The organism is Spirosoma sp. (assembly GCF_026391055.1).
GTDB lineage: Bacteria > Bacteroidota > Bacteroidia > Cytophagales > Spirosomataceae > Spirosoma.
Window position 1 is genome coordinate 342424 of the sequence record NZ_JAPLET010000015.1, and the last position, 16018, is coordinate 358441.

Here is a 16018-nt window from a genome sequence, read left to right on the forward strand (position 1 = left end):
TTCTCCTTTTCAGCTTTTTGCTGCTGAATAATTATGCATTTGGGCAGCTAACCATACAAATTAAAGGGCATGTAAGTCAAAAAATTACGGGCCAACCTATTCCATCCGTTAGTGCTACACTCTACCAGCTAAAACCTGATACAACGCTGATCGCCTTTGCCTCTACAGACATAGCGGGTAATTACTCGATCAAAACGAGTTCACTGTCAGATTCATACAAGCTGAGTATTCGAGGTTTAGGCTTCGAAACAATTGATACGCTGATTACACCCGAAAAAAACGCCCTGTCCATTCAACTGAATTTCAGTCTAACGACGAAAGCAATCGAGCTGAAAGAAGTATCTGTGAAAGCCATCATTCCAGTACGGAGCGAAAATGATACAACAACCTACGCTGTCAAGGCATTTGCAAATGGAACGGAACGTTCTGTTGAAGATTTATTGAAGAAACTTCCGGGTATACAAGTAAGCGAAGACGGGAAAATCAAAGTAAACGGTAAAATTGTTGATAAAGTACTGATTGAAGGCGAGGATTTATTCAGTAAAAAATACCAGCTTATCACCCGCAATATGGGGGCCGATGTTCTGAAAAATGTACAGGCTATTGATAATTATTCGGAAAACGGTTTATTGCAGGGAATTGAGAAATCAGGGCGTCTGGTACTTAATTTAACGATTAAAGATGATATAAAGGCAAAGGTCTTCGAAAATGGTGGTATTGCGACTGGTACAGCCAAACGATATGAAGTCAATTTAAGCTTATTCTCTATCATTAAACGATTAAAAATAGGTGTAATTGGGAATGCAAATAACATCGGTACAGATCCTATTGTCAATGCTCAGTACGAACTGGAGTCAGATCAGCAAAATGTAAGTTCGATAGAATCGGTTTCGACAAACCCTCTTGTCAATAATCAACTAACAACCGTACCGGATTTAGCCGTAAATCGCTATAATTTTAACCGGGTAAACCTGGTTGGTGCAACGGTAAGCAGCAAACTGACGGAGAATCTAAAAGTTCGTGGCTTTTATTATTTCAGTAATGATAAGCAATATAATCAGGCCAGTAATAGGTTTAGTTATTTGTTAGATAACAAGACAGTTAATGTATACGACTCACTAGATAATGTTCGTACGCCAATCGTTTGGGCCGGGAATATCAGAATGGATTATAAAGTAGATGCAAAGACATTAATCACTTTTTCGTCAGATATAAAAAGAACATCAGCTTCTCTGAAATTTAATACAATTTCGAAAAATGAAGTTCTCTCAGAGAAAATTAGTAATGAGGGTGTTGAGAAATCTCAGCTAAGTAATCAGCACCTTAGTATTACACGAAGGCTACCCGGAAAAAACGCTTTACTAGTTGACTTAAATTATATTTATAACCAATTACCACAGCAAAATATCTACAATAGCGCACGATACAATTCTTTCTTTGGTGTGTCGCCGGATTACAACCAATATAATCAGGCCATTGCCCGTACCAGCGCTGAAATGAGTGCAGGGCTACGGTGGAAAGGCTCATCGGATACCAGGAAATACTCGATAGGGTCAAGCCTGGTCGTTAGAAATGAAACAGCCTCTATTTCGGCGCAGTTACAAACACCGGATCAACAGCCAATCGTACCAATAGTGCCAGATAAAAGCTTCACACAGTACGAAAGCGTGTATTTGACGACAGAAGGGCATTACTTTCAAAAGTGGGATCGTTGGGATTTATCCGCAGATGTTGCTTTACAACATGTAAGGGCATCTGTTTATGACAGTACGGATGTCTTGACAAGTAAAAAATTATGGCTAAACCCATCCTTAACCGTTGGCTATGATTTGGGAAAAAGACAAAAAATGCGTTTTACGTATAGCCGGAACAATACGCTGCCAATAATAAACAACCTTATTAGTAACAGTATTCTGACTGATTACCGAACGTTTAGCTGGTTTATTCCAGCTCTGCCAGTTATTACATCCAATCGGCTGGCATTATCATACCAATATGTTAATTGGCCTGGTCTACTCTCCTTTTTTACCACAGCATCATGGGCGTCTAATAAACCTCCATACAGCACCCATTTACAAATTTCAAACACTATTAATCAACAAACAACCAGACCTATAGAAGGCACCCTCGGTCAATGGTTTGTTTTTGGGCAATTAGACAAACTTATTGCGCCTATTTCACTAAAAGTCAGATGGGAGGGAGAGGCTTCGCGAGGTGAACAATTTTACCAGATAAACAGTACAGATCTACGGCGGTCTCAATTTACATCTATTAATAATACCCTCTATTTTATTACGTCTTTTGATCATCCATTCAATGCCGAATTAGGTTTCCGACGGTCCGATTTTACCGTCAGTACGGTGCAACCTGAAGGGTTACCTGCCTATCAGACAACGCTCATCAAACCTCATGCTGTTTTTACGTTACGTCCCTCAGCTGGATGGTTTTTTAAACTTTCGGCTGAGTGGTATGATTGGCGATTTAAGACAAGTACCAATGCAACTCAATTTGTCGATGCGCTGGTCAGGTATGAGCCCAGTCAATCCAAATGGAGTTTTGGCTTAATCGGGTCAAACTTATTTAACAATCAATACCTGGTTTTCAATCAAGTCAGTAATTATTTTGTCAGCCAGCAAGCGTATACCTTGTTGCCCAGATTTATAAATGTACGTGTCGAACGAAAAATTTGACCTTCAGAATACTCATTTTATCAACTGTCAGCTTCCAATCCAAGCCCCTTTATCCAGGCTTATTGCTTACCGCCGAGCTTTAATCATTACCAAGCCCTTCCCATCCTCCGTGGCAGTTTTTATTGCGATGGCCGTTGGCGAGATAGTCCCCAACTTCACGCCGTTGTCATATAGGGAAAATGATTTTCCCGTAGTTGGCCTTACTTCTACCGTTTGTGGGTCCGATGTTTCGTTAATGCGCTTGCCTTTGCCAATGGCTTTCACCGAAAAGGTCATGTCGAGATGTGTGCCATCCCGTTTGCCTAGCCAAATTGACCCGGAAAAGTTACGCTCCGGCAAATGAAAAATGTCGCCATCCCAGTTCATATAGGTTATGGTATACCGCCCCGTAAGGGTTGTGGTGTAATCCGGCGAGCGGTGAGCACCACCGGCGAACACCATAAACGCAACTAAAGGAAAGCAGGAAAGTAGAACAGATTTCATTAAGAAGTATAGATTAGTGTAGATAGTAATTGCCTTTGGGGCGTCTGTGCTGATAAAACTAGTCAGGAAAAGCCGGTTGCAAACGAGCCAGTTCACGAACGGTAGGTTCGGGTTTACGTTCGGAGTTGTTTTCGCTAGCGTAGTAGCTGGTGTCGGGTAGCAAGATCCCACCAGCGTTTAGGCGTATCACCGCCGAACACCTTTGAACATTTATAATAAGAAGGAAACCGTAAGATTAGAAGATGTACGTTCGTATAAATAGATGTATTTCCTTATTTTTAGCTGATTATACCCTTCAATACCTCATAAAATTTTGTGATAATTATGAAATACTGTACAAATCTTCTATTTGTTCTTTTTCTGCTGCCGGTCTTTGTCTTCGGACAAGGCAAAAAAGCAGCAAAGGGCGGGGATAAAATCGACAAACTCAAAGCCGAAGCCGTAGCCGCTGTAGAAGCCAACGCCGTGCAGGCTCAGCAAATCAATGACATGCTCTTCAGCTTCGCTGAACTGGGCTTCCAGGAAGAAGAGTCGTTTAAGTACCTGACCACCCTGCTGGAAAAAGAAGGCTTCACCGTCAAGAAAGGTATCTCCGGTATTCCCACGGCGTGGATCGCTACCTGGGGATCGGGAAAGCCCCTGATTGCAGTGGGCTCCGACATTGACTGCATCCCAAAAGCTAGCCAGAAACCAGGTGTTGCCTATAAAGACCCAATTGTAGAAGGCGCACCGGGGCATGGCGAAGGCCATAACTCGGGTCAGGCCCTCAACATCGTAGCGGTTCTGGCGGTGAAGAAGCTGATGGAGCGGGAGAAGATTCCCGGTACGCTCATGCTCTGGCCGGGGGTTGCCGAAGAACTCGTCGGCACGAAAGCATTTTACGTTCGGGATGGCTACTTCAAGGATGTGGATGCCTGTATCTTCACCCACGTGGGTAACAACCTCGGTGTGTCCTGGGGCGATAATGGCAACAACGGACTTGTATCGGTTCGCTTTAACTTCGAAGGGCAGGCGGCCCACGCGGCCGGTGCACCCTGGCGGGGACGCTCGGCACTGGATGCCGTCGAGTTGATGAACATTGGCTGGAACTTCCGGCGCGAGCACCTCGAATTGACCCAGCGTTCCCACTACGTCATCTCCGACGGTGGCGATCAGCCCAACGTCGTGCCTTCCAAAGCCGCCGTTTGGTATTACTTCCGTGAGCGGACCTACCCGAAAATTAAAAAACTTTTTGAGACGGGTGTGAAAATTGCAGAAGGAGCAGCCTTGATGACCGATACCAAGTTCACGTACGAAATATTGGGCTCCGCCTGGCCGGTGCATACCAACCGGGTTATCGCTGCTGCGGCTTACGACAACATCAAGAAAGTAGGCTTGCCTACCTGGTCGGATGAAGATCAGTTGCTGGCTCGCGCTTCCCAAATTGAGTTGCAGGCTCCTAAAACCGAAGGGTTGGCTACGAAACTGGATTCGATGGGTATGCCTACTTCCTCCGCTCCCGTGGTCATGATGGGTGGTCAGGCCATGACGCCCATGGGCGGTGGCTCCGACGATATCGCCGACATTTCGTGGTCATTACCCACCATCGTACTGCGTTATCCGAGCAACATTCCGGGTCTGCCGGGTCACCACTGGGCCAATGCCATTTCTATGGCTACGCCCATCGCCCATAAGGGAATTGTTTATGGTGCCAAAGCGGAGGCTATGACCTTGCTGGATCTGCTGCTCAAGCCAGAAGTTTTGAAAGAAGCCTGGGCTTATTATAAAGACGAACAGACGAAAGATATCAAATACGAGCCACTGATTTCACCTAAGGAGCAACCGGCCATCTACCTCAATAAGAAGATCATGACCGAGTTCAAGCCCAAACTGGAGCCGTTTTACTATGATCCTGCCAAGTACAAAACCTATTTGGAGCAGTTGGGCATCAAGTACCCCACGGTGCGGGACGATCAGCGTGAAGCGGTGAAGAAAGCCGTCGAAAAAGAGAAGTCGAGTGCGGCCAAGGCCGGGTCGTCGCGGTCGGAGTAGTTTTTAAGTCAGTATCAAATAGTTGTGCAATTGTTTTGAGGTTTCCATGGTATCGGGTTCGAGAACCCGATACCATGGAAGTTCGCTACTGACCGTCCCGGTTGGTATTATACATCAATAACCTATTTCAACACAACCTTCGCCACCACTGGCTGGTGATCCGATGGGTAACGTTGCTCTTTGGCATCGGTTAGTACACCGTATTTCAGCACATCGAATTGCTTGCTGGTGAAGATGTAGTCGATGCGGTTGTTCATGGGCGCGTCGAACTTGAAACTATTGAATGTGCCTTCCGGACCGTAGGGAGGCATTTTTGTTACATTATGCGTGTCGTTCAGTAAAGTTTGAATGGTTTTCACCTGCTCCGTATCGGGGGTTGAGTTTAGGTCGCCGACGAGGATAACGGGCGTATTTTTTGCTATCTCCTTTATCTTTTCAACCATCAGCTTGCCCGACTGCCGACGGGCTTCGACGCCCTGGTGATCGAAGTGAACGCTGAAAAAGTAGAAGTCTTTCTTTGTTTTCAGGTCGTTCAGTTTCGCCCAAGAGCAAATTCGGTTGCAACAGGTAGCATCCCAGCCCTTACCGGGTTTATCGGGTGTTTCGCTAAGCCAGAAGTTGCCGGACTGCAAGGGCTTGAACCGGTCTTTTCTGTAGAAAAGAGCGGAGTGTTCGCCAGCTTCTTTACCATCATCCCGACCGGCACCCAGAAACGCGAATTCAGTGAGTTCGGCTACATCGTTCAACTGGTCGCGCAGAGCTTCCTGCGTACCGAACAGGTCGAATTCGTGGAACCGGATGAGGGCTTTTACATTCTCCTTTCGATTTGGCCAGGCATTGATACCGTCGCCTTTGTTATTGTAGCGGAGATTATAGGTCGCCACGTTGATGGGTGTATCTTTTTGGGCAAAAGTGGTCTTAGTAAGCAGCAGGCTACTTAATAAAACAAAAATCAGTACGCGCATTTGGGTTGAGTTTAAAATTGTTACTAGTATTACTGGATGATGGGCTGGCACGAGCCAATGCTCGTGCCAGCCCATCATCCACCTTATAAACAACTTGCTACCGATATTCTACCAACCGGGGTTCTGGCCGAGCTTGGGATTGATCAGCCGGTCGTTCTCCGGTATAGGATAGAGATAGAACTTTTCATCCCATTTTCTGGGAATGTTATTTAGCCAGGTTAGCTCCCCAAAGGTGTCGTTTTTGAGCCGCTGCGGATTCGGAACGCCGTTAACCGTTTCGGCCACGTTGATGTAGGTTACGCCAGCCAGTTGCGTAGCGGGTTTGACTTTATAGAAAACCACATCGTTCTTACCGTCTTCATTCAAATCCAGCGGTTTATCGAGGGCTGGTACATAAAAGCCATTCCAGGTCTGCTCCATCAGCGGTCCGCGATTCCAGCGGATGATGTCGGCGAACCGGAAGCCTTCGAACACCAGCTCGATGCCCCGCTCCCGACGAACTTCCAACAGAGCGGCATCCGAAATGTCCGGGAAGTAATTGGCTTTCAGGTAGGCGTCGACCACCACCGGTTTGACCGTTAATCCCGCCGTAATGCCCGCCCGTTTCCGTAACGCACCCACGGTTTTTGCCCAGTCTTCGTTAGTAAGCGTACCGAGTTCGGCTTTAGCTTCGGCGTAGTTCAGTAGAATTTCGGCATACCGCATGATGGATATGGAGTTGATGTTACGCGTGCCACCATCGTAATACGTGTCATCCAGCGACCATTTGATGGGCATGTAGCCCGTGTACGTATAGGAGAAAACAGGTGGTGCGGCTTCAACTGCCCCGGCGTTTGTACGGATGTAATTTCCCATCCGAATCGTTTGCTGCAACCGCTTGTCGCGGCCTTTTACTTCGTCCATGAACGTCATTGTCTGGTAGCCCGCTTTATCGGTAAACGGCGTTCCGTCGATGTTCAGGTAGGTGTTGACAAAGGTTCGGATCAGGCTCACCCGCGAGCCATAAGTTGCGCTGGTCCACCACCAGTTGGCGTCGTTATACACGCTCAGCGTAGCATCCGAAACAGCTGAGAGCATGATTTCGTTGGTAACCGGTGTGGTGTTGGTGAATAACTGCCGGTACGATTTATCCGTACCACCCGTTTCGTTGAGGCTAAACCCGCCTTCTTTCATGACCACGTCGGACGCTTTCACCGATTCGTTCAGCCACTTTTCGGCTGTGCTGCCCAGATTGTAACTGGTACGGTACTTCCGGAACGTCCCTTCAAACAAACACACCCGCGACTTTAAGCCATAAGCCACATACTTGGTAACCAGACTACGGGTGTTGTCGCCCGTTGTGCGGATGTTCTGGGTAGCATAATCCAGATCGGCCAATACCGAATCCATGACCGTAGCCCGTGGGTCACGGGCATTGTACAAGGATGCATCATCGACGTTCATGGCGTTGCCAATCCAGGGCACATCGCCAAAGCGTTTTACTTTATCGAAGTAAAACCAAGCTCTGAAAAACCTCGCCAGTCCGATATAATGCCGTCGGGTTTCGGCGGGAACGGCTGGGTTTGTACAGTTAGCGATAAAATAGTTGATGTTCCGCAGGGGCCGCCAATCCCAGCCGGTGCTTTGACGTGGGCCATAGGCACCATCTCTTAGGAAGTCGGGCACTTGGGTCCGGGCTGAATAATCCGCCATCTCGTCGCTGCGGATAATGTCATTGCCGGAAGGCAGGTTATCGTAAAACGAATTGGCGTATAAATCCAGCCCACCCGTGCTGCTGAATACGGCGTCTTTAGAAGCGGTCGATTGAGGAACCTGTTCCAGCTCACTGCATCCGGCAGCCAAGAGCCCGATCAGGAGAAGCCAGCTATATTTTGTAGTCATCATTAATCAAGATTTTTGGTTAAAATGTGGCCGATAAACCCATCGTGAAGCTTTTCAGGATCGGGTAGTTATTACCGTTGCCACTGTTGTTGCTGTTGGGGTCGCTGCTGGTTGGTGGGTTCAAAACCGCATCGGAGCGGCCAATATTTTCAATGTCTAAATCCCGGGTGATTTTGTACAACGGTGACCAGGAGAGGAGATTTTCACCCGATACAAACACCCGCGCACTGCTCATGCCCACTTTCTGAATGAGTGTTCGGGGCAGGTTATAGCCAAACTGGATATTCTTCATCCGGACATAAGCCGCATTTTGCAGGTATCTGGTCTGGGCCTGTGCCAGTTCGCCAGAGCCATTCTGGGCTACGTAACCCCGGTAGCGAGGTAAATAGGCGTCCGGGTTTTGTTCCGACCAGATGTTGCCCAGTTGCCATTCGGGCAGCTTGTTATAAGGCCGGTTATACTGCCCCCAGAAAATCCCGGCTTCTGAACCCGGCCACCAGTCCTGCTGGCCAACGCCCTGGAAGAAAGTCGAAAAGAAGAAGTTGTTCCAGTCGGCATTGAGCATCACGCCATACGTATAACGTGGAGTCGAGTTACCAATGATTCGTCGGTCGCCGGGGTTGCCTACGGTGTTGTCGCCGTTGTTGATCACACCATCGCCGTTGAGATCGCGGAATTTAATATCGCCCGGTAGCAACTGGCCGGTGTTGGAGGCTTTGTACAGGGTTTGTTTGGGTGATTTAGCTATGTCATCCGTCGAGGTGAAGAATCCCGCGGTCTCGAATCCCCAGATTTCACCCACTTTCTGACCCGCGTAATAATCCGTCAGTCGCTGGTTCGGGTTATTGAACTTGTCGATGGTCGCCTGATAGTCGGACATCGTTAATCGAACCTCATAATTGAAGGGCTTGCTGGCCACTTTCAGTTTATCCCGCCAGGTCAGCACGGCTTCCCAGCCTCTTGTGGTCAGATCGGCATAGTTGCCTTTGGGCACATCGGTACCGAAAACAGCCGGTAAGGTCATTCCGGTTGTGAACATGCCCATTGTTTTGCGGATGTATGCATCGCCCGTAAAGGTCAGGCGGTTGTTGAGCATGCCCAGGTCGATACCCAGGTCGGAGGTGGTGGAGGTTTCCCAGGTCAGACCGTCGGGAATAACGGTGGGTTGACCCGTTTTCTGTGGCTTCACACCATTGAGCACCCGCCCTGACTGCGAGATATTGAACTGCTCCTGAAATGCATACGAGCCAATGCTCCCGTTGCCCAGTGAACCATATGAAGCCCGGATTTTCAGATCGGTAATGGCTTTGGGCGATACTTTCCAGAATGATTCATTCGATACCCGCCAGCCACCTGAAACGGATGGGAAAAAGGCGTATCGCTGGTTGGTCGGAAATTTAGATGAGCCATCATAGCGGCCATTCAGTTCGACCAGATAGCGGTCTTTAAAGGCATAATTCAACCGGTAGAAACCGCCCAGAATAGCCCATTTCTCTGAGCCGCCACTGGTCGTAATTGATTGGCCCAGCGCGAGATTGATATCTTTGGCATCTGGGTAGATCAGTCCGTTTCGCACCAGTTCGAGCCGTTTGAAATTTGACTGCTCGTAGTTGTAGCCTACCAGCGCTTTTAGGTAATGATTCGGGCTGAACCGGGGTTCGTATTCGGCGTAGAGGTTCGTAGCTAGATACTGCGTTTCGCGGTAAAGATTCTGTAAATCATTGTAGTTTGTGCCTACGTACTCGATAACCCCCGGTTTGCGGCTGTACGGCACTGGCACACGGGTCCGGAACTCGTTATTATCGGTCGTCTGGAACGTGAAGTTACCGTTCACGCGCAGCTTGTCATCGAAGAACTTCGTCGAGAAATCGGCCGTATTCCGGAATACGCGCCGGTCCATGTCGATACCATTTTTGCCGTACCAGAAATCACCAACGGTATAGGCAGCCGAGTAAGTGAGGGTACCATCGGGGTTGAACATCGGGGCAACCGTGTGGCCTTCATCCGAGATGTTTCGCCAGATACTGCCGCCTTCGCCTACGTTGAGTGGGTTATGATACTTCATGGACGAGAAATCGGCGTTGTTGCCAATCTTCAGCCAAGGATACAATTGGATAGACCCTTTGGCGCGCAAACTCAGGATTTTGTAATCGTCGGAGTTGTATTTAAAAATACCGTCCTGAGTGTAGTACCGTCCTGTTACGTAGAAGTCGGCTTTGCCGCTACTGCCCGAAAATGACAGGTTATGCTCGGTGGCGCTGGTGTTTTTCTTGTAAAGCTCCCCGTACCAATCCATGTTTTCGTAATACACATACTCGCCTGTGGTGGGGTCGACTGTTGTTTTTGGCAGAGTCGGGTCATTGTTACGGCGCTCCAGTTCGGTCAGGTAAGCGGGCGAAAATCGAACCGTTTTATTGACGTTCTGGGGTGTCTGCGAATAATCGTTCCAAGCCGACCAGCCCTCGTTGAACATCTTGGCGAACTGATAGCCGTTCGTTACGTACTTGGGAACGGTGGTCGGGCTTTTGATGGAATGATTGACCGAATACGTGATGCTTGTCCGATCTTTGGTTGGGCTTTTGGTTGTGATCAGCACCACACCAAAAGCACCCCGTGCGCCGTAGATAGCGGCCGAAGCGGCATCTTTAAGTACCGATACCGTGGCTACATCATTGGGGTTTAGTCGGCTGGGGTCACCTTCCACGCCGTCGATCAACACCAGCGCATTACCACCCTGACCAATGGAGGTTGTTCCGCGAATGTTGTAAGTTGGCGACTGTGTCGGTTTGCCATCGCCCATAACCAGGTTCAGGTTTGGAATCGTACCCTGAAGTCCCTGGCTGAGGTTGGGGAGGGAACGGTTTTCGAGTACTTCGCTCGTAACCTGATCTACGGCTCCGGTCAGGTTAACCTTCTTCTGGGTGCCGTAGCCTACCACGACTACCTCTTCCAGTGACTTGGAATCGGTTTTAAGGGTAACGCTGATGATGCTTTGGTTTCCCACCTGAATTTCCTGCGGCAGGTAGCCGACGAATGAAAAGATCAGCGTGGCTTTGCCGTCTGGAACGTTGAGTTTATACTGTCCCTGGGCATCGGTTGTAGTGCCTCGTTGTGTGCCTTTTACAACCACACTGACGCCGGGAAGTACTTCACCTTTATCGTCGCTGACTGTACCAGTGATGGTTTGGTCGACTAGGGCAACCGGCCTACGTAAACCGTGGGCATACGACAGGCTACAGAGCATAGCCAGCAGAGCTACCGATAAGAGTAACGTCTTTTGGATATACAATAGCATTGTTTTGTAGTAAAAGCTTTTCATCATGTTAGCATTGTTTCATGAAAAAACAGAAGAATAGTAAGTCGGAAGTTTACCTAAAGATTAAGTAGAAATTTTCTTAAACTATTCCTTTTCGAGTAGCGCAAAATTAGGGTTGCCTATGTTACGGGACCATTAACTATAGATGGTCTATGTTAAGGTTTTCTTCGCCGGGGCTGTTAAAACGCAAATGCCCCACGGCCTGAATAGACCGTGGGGCATTATAATTAAGTGAGCTTAATTTATTTCTTGCTGCCTGAATGTGCGTGTCGTATTTCGCGAGCCATGTTCATCAGACGTTTCCAGCACCGGCTGATCGTCTTTTTCTCTTCAGTCTTTTTGGATGCCGCTGCCGGAGCAACTGGATCTGCTTTGGCCGGGGCATTACGTACCAGGACAGCGTCTTTTTCCAGCTTAACAGGCCGTGTCTGCGTATCGATCGAAGGTGCATTCGCCTTTGTCGACACAACGGTGAATGCATTTATAGATGGCATTGCCTCACTTTGCGATGAGACAAACGGACAGGCTATTACTAAAAGAATGGCTAAATAGCCTGATTTTGTTGTCGTTAAGTAAGTTTTCATGAGGCAATAGGTTAGGAATTAGTATGAAACCTTATTCGTAATCCCTGTAAATGATAAAGCAATCATTACAAATATATAGAATAGTATTATTGCTTCATATAATTGGATTGATTGATTTCAAAATAAATTGACCTATTTAGCGAATATCAAACATAGTGCCAGCTTTTCAATGCTTAATCGGTTAATGAACCAACTTTTATTTTGCCAGGCCATTAATCAGGTCGATCTTATACAATAATAGGCTTTTTCGATGATTATATGAACACTATAACAATTTGGCTTCCAGAAAATAACGTGTAAGTGGGGTTCACTAGTATTTCTCTGCAAAAACGCCCGGCAGAAACTGTTATCTTTGTATCGTTGTTTTGTCATAGACTATGTTTGAGAATCTTCAGGATAAGCTAAATAAGGCCATCAAAACCCTAAAGGGACAGGGCCGCATCACAGAAATTAACGTTGCTGCGACGATTAAAGAAGTTCGTCGTGCGCTCACCGATGCCGATGTTAACTATAAGGTAGCCAAAGATATTACGGATCGTATCCGCGATAAGGCCCTTGATCGAAAGGTACTTATTTCGGTTGAGCCCGGCCAGCTGTTTGTCAAGATCGTTCAGGAAGAGCTGACCGAATTGATGGGTGGCGAAGCGCAGAGCATTAACATCAAGGGCGATCCTGCCATTATGTTGATTGCTGGTTTGCAGGGTTCCGGTAAAACAACTTTCTCGGGTAAACTCGCATCCTACTTGAAAAAACAGGGACGTAATGTGCTGCTGGTAGCTGCCGATATCTATCGTCCGGCGGCTATTGACCAGTTGAAAGTACTGGGTGAGCAGGTTGGGGTAGAGGTGTACGCCGAGCCGGAAAACAAGAACGCTGTTCAGATTGCCCAGAATGCTATTGCCCTGGCCCGCAAAACCGGTAAGAAAATCGTAATCGTTGACACCGCCGGCCGTTTGGCTGTCGACGAAGCGATGATGCAGGAAATTGAAGCCCTTAAGCGTGCCATTGCTCCATCCGAAACGCTGTTTGTTGTGGATTCGATGACCGGGCAGGATGCGGTCAACACGGCGAAGACATTCAACGAGCGGTTGAATTTCGACGGTGTTGTCTTAACAAAACTGGACGGCGATGCTCGTGGTGGAGCGGCTTTATCGATCAAAACGGTCGTTAACAAGCCGATCAAATTTATCAGTACGGGAGAAAAGATGGAAGCACTCGATGTGTTCTATCCCGACCGTATGGCCAGCCGTATCCTGGGCATGGGCGACGTGATCTCGCTGGTTGAGCGCGCGCAACAGGCTTTCGACGAAGACGAAGCCAAGCGTATCAACGCGAAAATGCGTAAGAATCAGTTCGACTTCGATGATTTCCTGTCGCAGTTGCAGCAGATCAAGAAGATGGGTAACGTCAAAGACCTGCTCGGGATGATTCCGGGGATGGGTAAAATGATTAAAGATCTGGATATTGATAACGATTCGTTCAAGCCGATTGAAGCGATTATCAGTTCTATGACGCCCAAAGAGCGCAGTCGTCCCGACATCATTGATGGCAGCCGTAAAAAGCGCATAGCCACCGGTAGCGGTACCAGCATCACGCAGGTTAATAACCTATTGAAGCAATTCGACGAGATGCGCAAGATGATGAAGAAGATGAACACCATGCAGTCGTCGGGCAAGTTGAATAAAATGATGCGCTAACCATCTGTCAGTCAGTAGTAAAGTCAAGTATGGTCAGGAGTTGCAAACAACTTGACTATACTTGACTTCTTCACTGATTACAGCTCCAGGTAATACCGCCGTCGCACCTGCTGAAACCGTTCGATGGCGTAGCGCAGAGCCGTTCTGGGAAGTTGCCGAACGTGGTCATGCAGAAACTCTTCCAGCGCATCGGGATTGCGCTTCCCTACCTCCCGGAGCATCCAGCCAATGGCTTTGTGAATGAGGTCATGTTTATGGAATAAAAGTTGTTCGGCAACGGCGAACGTATCTGAAAACTGATTCTGGCGGATAAGAGCCAGAGTCGATACAATGGCTATTCGCTGACTCCACAAGTGATCTTCACCCGCGAGGTTATATAGTATCGACCGGTCTCCTCTTACCAGATGAGCGCCAAGAATATGAGGGCTGGTAGCGTCAACCAGATCCCAATTATTGATGTAGTACCGATTAGCCAGATACCGCTCCAGTATGAGTTCCTGCTGTGCTGCTGCTGCCTTACGGTTTTGGTTGACCCAGATAAGTAATCCCACCATGCGGCACTCATGAAAAGCATCGTGTACCAGTAACTCTGTTTCGTGAAGAGGCAAACGGGCGTGTTGCTTCGCTATAATGTGCTGCTGTGGCATAGACAAACCCATAAATTGATCCCCTTCGCCATACTGCCCTGGTCCGGTTTTAAAAAAACGGGCAACCAGCACGGCTCGTTCGGGATCGGCCAGCTCGAGAAGTGCGTCCTTTACATTGATAGAAGTTGACTCCATAGGTGTAAATGAAACGGCAGAAACTCCGTTGAGTTTCTGCCGTGCAAATATCCTTCACCAGATAACGGTTAACTAATCATTCAGCTTCGATCGCACAAACTCCTGTTCGGATAACATGGGTAAGGAGTAAAGCATCGTTTTGTTTCGTTCAAATGTAGGCCGGTCAAGATCAGCGGCCAGGTATTGACCCTTCACAAAGGCGTCGACCGTTCGCTTAATCATATCAGCATCATTAGGACGTTCTTCATCATCGAGCAGCAACACATCCGAATCATCGTGCGGAAGCGGGCGAATAATACCGGGTGTTTCCGGCCGGATTATCGTGGTTCCGTTGTAGCCGGTTGGCGTTTGCTTGTCGTCAATTTTAGCACTCAGACTAACTGGGTTAGGGTCGATTTCTTCACCATCATCAACCACCAATACCAGTTCATTCACTGGCTCAGGCTGTAGAAAGGGTTCCTGGGGCAAAATTTCCGGTTCTGGATCTGGCTCAACGAGCACTGGTGTGTTCTGAACGGATGTGTCTTTGAGCTGCTCCATCAACGTGGTTGTTCCATCAAAGCCAGCGGCAATGATGGTAACCCGCAGACTTTCGCCCAAGGCATCGTCTGTAATAGCGCCAAACTTAAACATTTTGGCTTCATTCTGAATCTTCTTAGCTACGTGTTCTGAAATAGCCATTTGCTCTTTCAGCCGCATTGCATGTTCCTTACTCGACGAAATAGTCAGCAGAATCCGTTTTGCTCCGCGGATATCGTGGTCGTTAAGCAGGGGAGAATTTAAGGCCGCTTCGATCGCCCGTAGCGCCCGATCTTCACCCGATACTTCGGCCGATCCCATAACTGATTGACCTGCCTGCTCAAGTACTTTCTTTACGTCGGCAAAGTCAGCGTTAATATCGCCTTGTGTCGTAATGATTTCAGCAATACTTTTCACAGCATTGGCCAGTACATCATCGGCATGTGCATAGGCCTCTGTCCAAGTCAGTTCACTGTATAGCTCAGCAAGCTTATCGTTCAGTACAACAAGGACGGTGTCGCAGCTTTTCTTTAATTTTTCGATCCCTTCGCGAGCCTGTTCTTTTTTGTCGGTACCTTCATACCAGTACGGAGCGGTTACAACGGCCACGGTCAGCAAGCCCATCTCTCGAGCTACTTCAGCCACCACGGGAGCAGCACCGGTACCGGTACCGCCACCCATACCGGCCGTAATGAAGACCATTTTAGTGGGGGGAGCCAGCAGATTTCGAATTTCTTCGAGACTGGCACGGGCAGCATCTTCGCCTGCTTTAGCCTCAGTACCTGCTCCCAAACCATCGCCTAATTGTAATTTTGTAGGTACAGGATTGCTCATAAGAGCCTGGCGATCAGTATTGCATACCGCAAAACTCACATCCTGCATCTTCAGTTTGTGCATGTGCTTGACGGCATTTCCGCCCATGCCGCCCACGCCGACAACCTTAATTATGATCGGGTTGTCATCTGGGAGTTCGAATCTATAGCCCTGACTATTCATCGTGTCTGTCTGTGGTGTCTGTTCTGTGTAAAAAGTGCCTGCTTGCAATCAAACCGGCATAAGGCTGGTTCGGT

The 16018-nt window shown here is 48.1% G+C and carries 10 protein-coding genes; 3 read left to right on the plus strand and 7 right to left on the minus strand.

Features of this window, described 5'->3' with window-relative positions; translation table 11 throughout:
- Positions 1 to 17: 17 nt before the first annotated feature.
- Positions 18 to 2690: a TonB-dependent receptor gene (locus tag NT073_RS07055; RefSeq protein WP_297370869.1), complete on the plus strand. Its 2673-nt coding sequence runs from the start codon at positions 18 to 20 to the stop codon at positions 2688 to 2690.
- Positions 2691 to 2756: 66 nt separating this feature from the next.
- Here NT073_RS07055 and NT073_RS07060 read toward each other — a convergent pair whose 3' ends face one another.
- The gene (locus NT073_RS07060) at positions 2757 to 3173 is read right to left on the minus strand and encodes a hypothetical protein (RefSeq protein ID WP_297370871.1); all 417 of its coding nucleotides are present in this window, start codon (positions 3171 to 3173) and stop codon (positions 2757 to 2759) included.
- A gap of 324 nt (positions 3174 to 3497) precedes the next feature.
- Between NT073_RS07060 and NT073_RS07065 the strand changes: the two genes are divergently transcribed.
- Complete coding sequence (locus tag NT073_RS07065) at positions 3498 to 5204, plus strand: amidohydrolase (RefSeq protein WP_297370874.1); 1707 nt, start codon at positions 3498 to 3500, stop codon at positions 5202 to 5204.
- Positions 5205 to 5326: 122 nt separating this feature from the next.
- Here the strand turns inward: NT073_RS07065 and NT073_RS07070 are convergent, their stop codons facing one another.
- The 4 genes from NT073_RS07070 to NT073_RS07085 all read right to left on the minus strand — a co-directional run bounded on the left by NT073_RS07070 (position 5327) and on the right by NT073_RS07085 (position 11950).
- Positions 5327 to 6169 (minus strand): endonuclease/exonuclease/phosphatase family protein, encoded by an 843-nt coding sequence (locus tag NT073_RS07070; protein ID WP_297370877.1) that lies wholly within the window; start codon positions 6167 to 6169, stop codon positions 5327 to 5329.
- A gap of 108 nt (positions 6170 to 6277) precedes the next feature.
- Complete coding sequence (locus tag NT073_RS07075; RefSeq protein WP_297371651.1) at positions 6278 to 8050, minus strand: RagB/SusD family nutrient uptake outer membrane protein; 1773 nt, start codon at positions 8048 to 8050, stop codon at positions 6278 to 6280.
- A 19-nt stretch (positions 8051 to 8069) separates the two neighbouring features.
- The gene (locus tag NT073_RS07080; protein ID WP_297370880.1) at positions 8070 to 11345 is read right to left on the minus strand and encodes a TonB-dependent receptor; all 3276 of its coding nucleotides are present in this window, start codon (positions 11343 to 11345) and stop codon (positions 8070 to 8072) included.
- A 263-nt stretch (positions 11346 to 11608) separates the two neighbouring features.
- Positions 11609 to 11950, minus strand: coding sequence for a hypothetical protein (locus NT073_RS07085; RefSeq protein WP_297370883.1), 342 nt, complete (start codon positions 11948 to 11950; stop codon positions 11609 to 11611).
- A gap of 377 nt (positions 11951 to 12327) precedes the next feature.
- Here NT073_RS07085 and ffh point away from each other — a divergent pair, with 377 nt between their 5' ends.
- Entirely contained in the window at positions 12328 to 13647 is a 1320-nt protein-coding gene (ffh, locus tag NT073_RS07090) for a signal recognition particle protein (RefSeq protein ID WP_297370886.1), read from the plus strand.
- A gap of 77 nt (positions 13648 to 13724) precedes the next feature.
- On the opposite strand, the gene NT073_RS07095 is transcribed toward ffh, so the two are convergent.
- A complete protein-coding gene (locus NT073_RS07095) occupies positions 13725 to 14429 on the minus strand; it encodes a DNA alkylation repair protein (RefSeq protein WP_297370890.1) in 705 nt (234 codons plus the stop codon).
- Positions 14430 to 14501: 72 nt separating this feature from the next.
- On the minus strand, positions 14502 to 15944 hold the full coding sequence (gene ftsZ, locus NT073_RS07100; protein WP_297370893.1) for a cell division protein FtsZ: 1443 nt from the start codon (positions 15942 to 15944) through the stop codon (positions 14502 to 14504).
- Between the last annotated feature and the right edge of the window lie 74 nt (positions 15945 to 16018).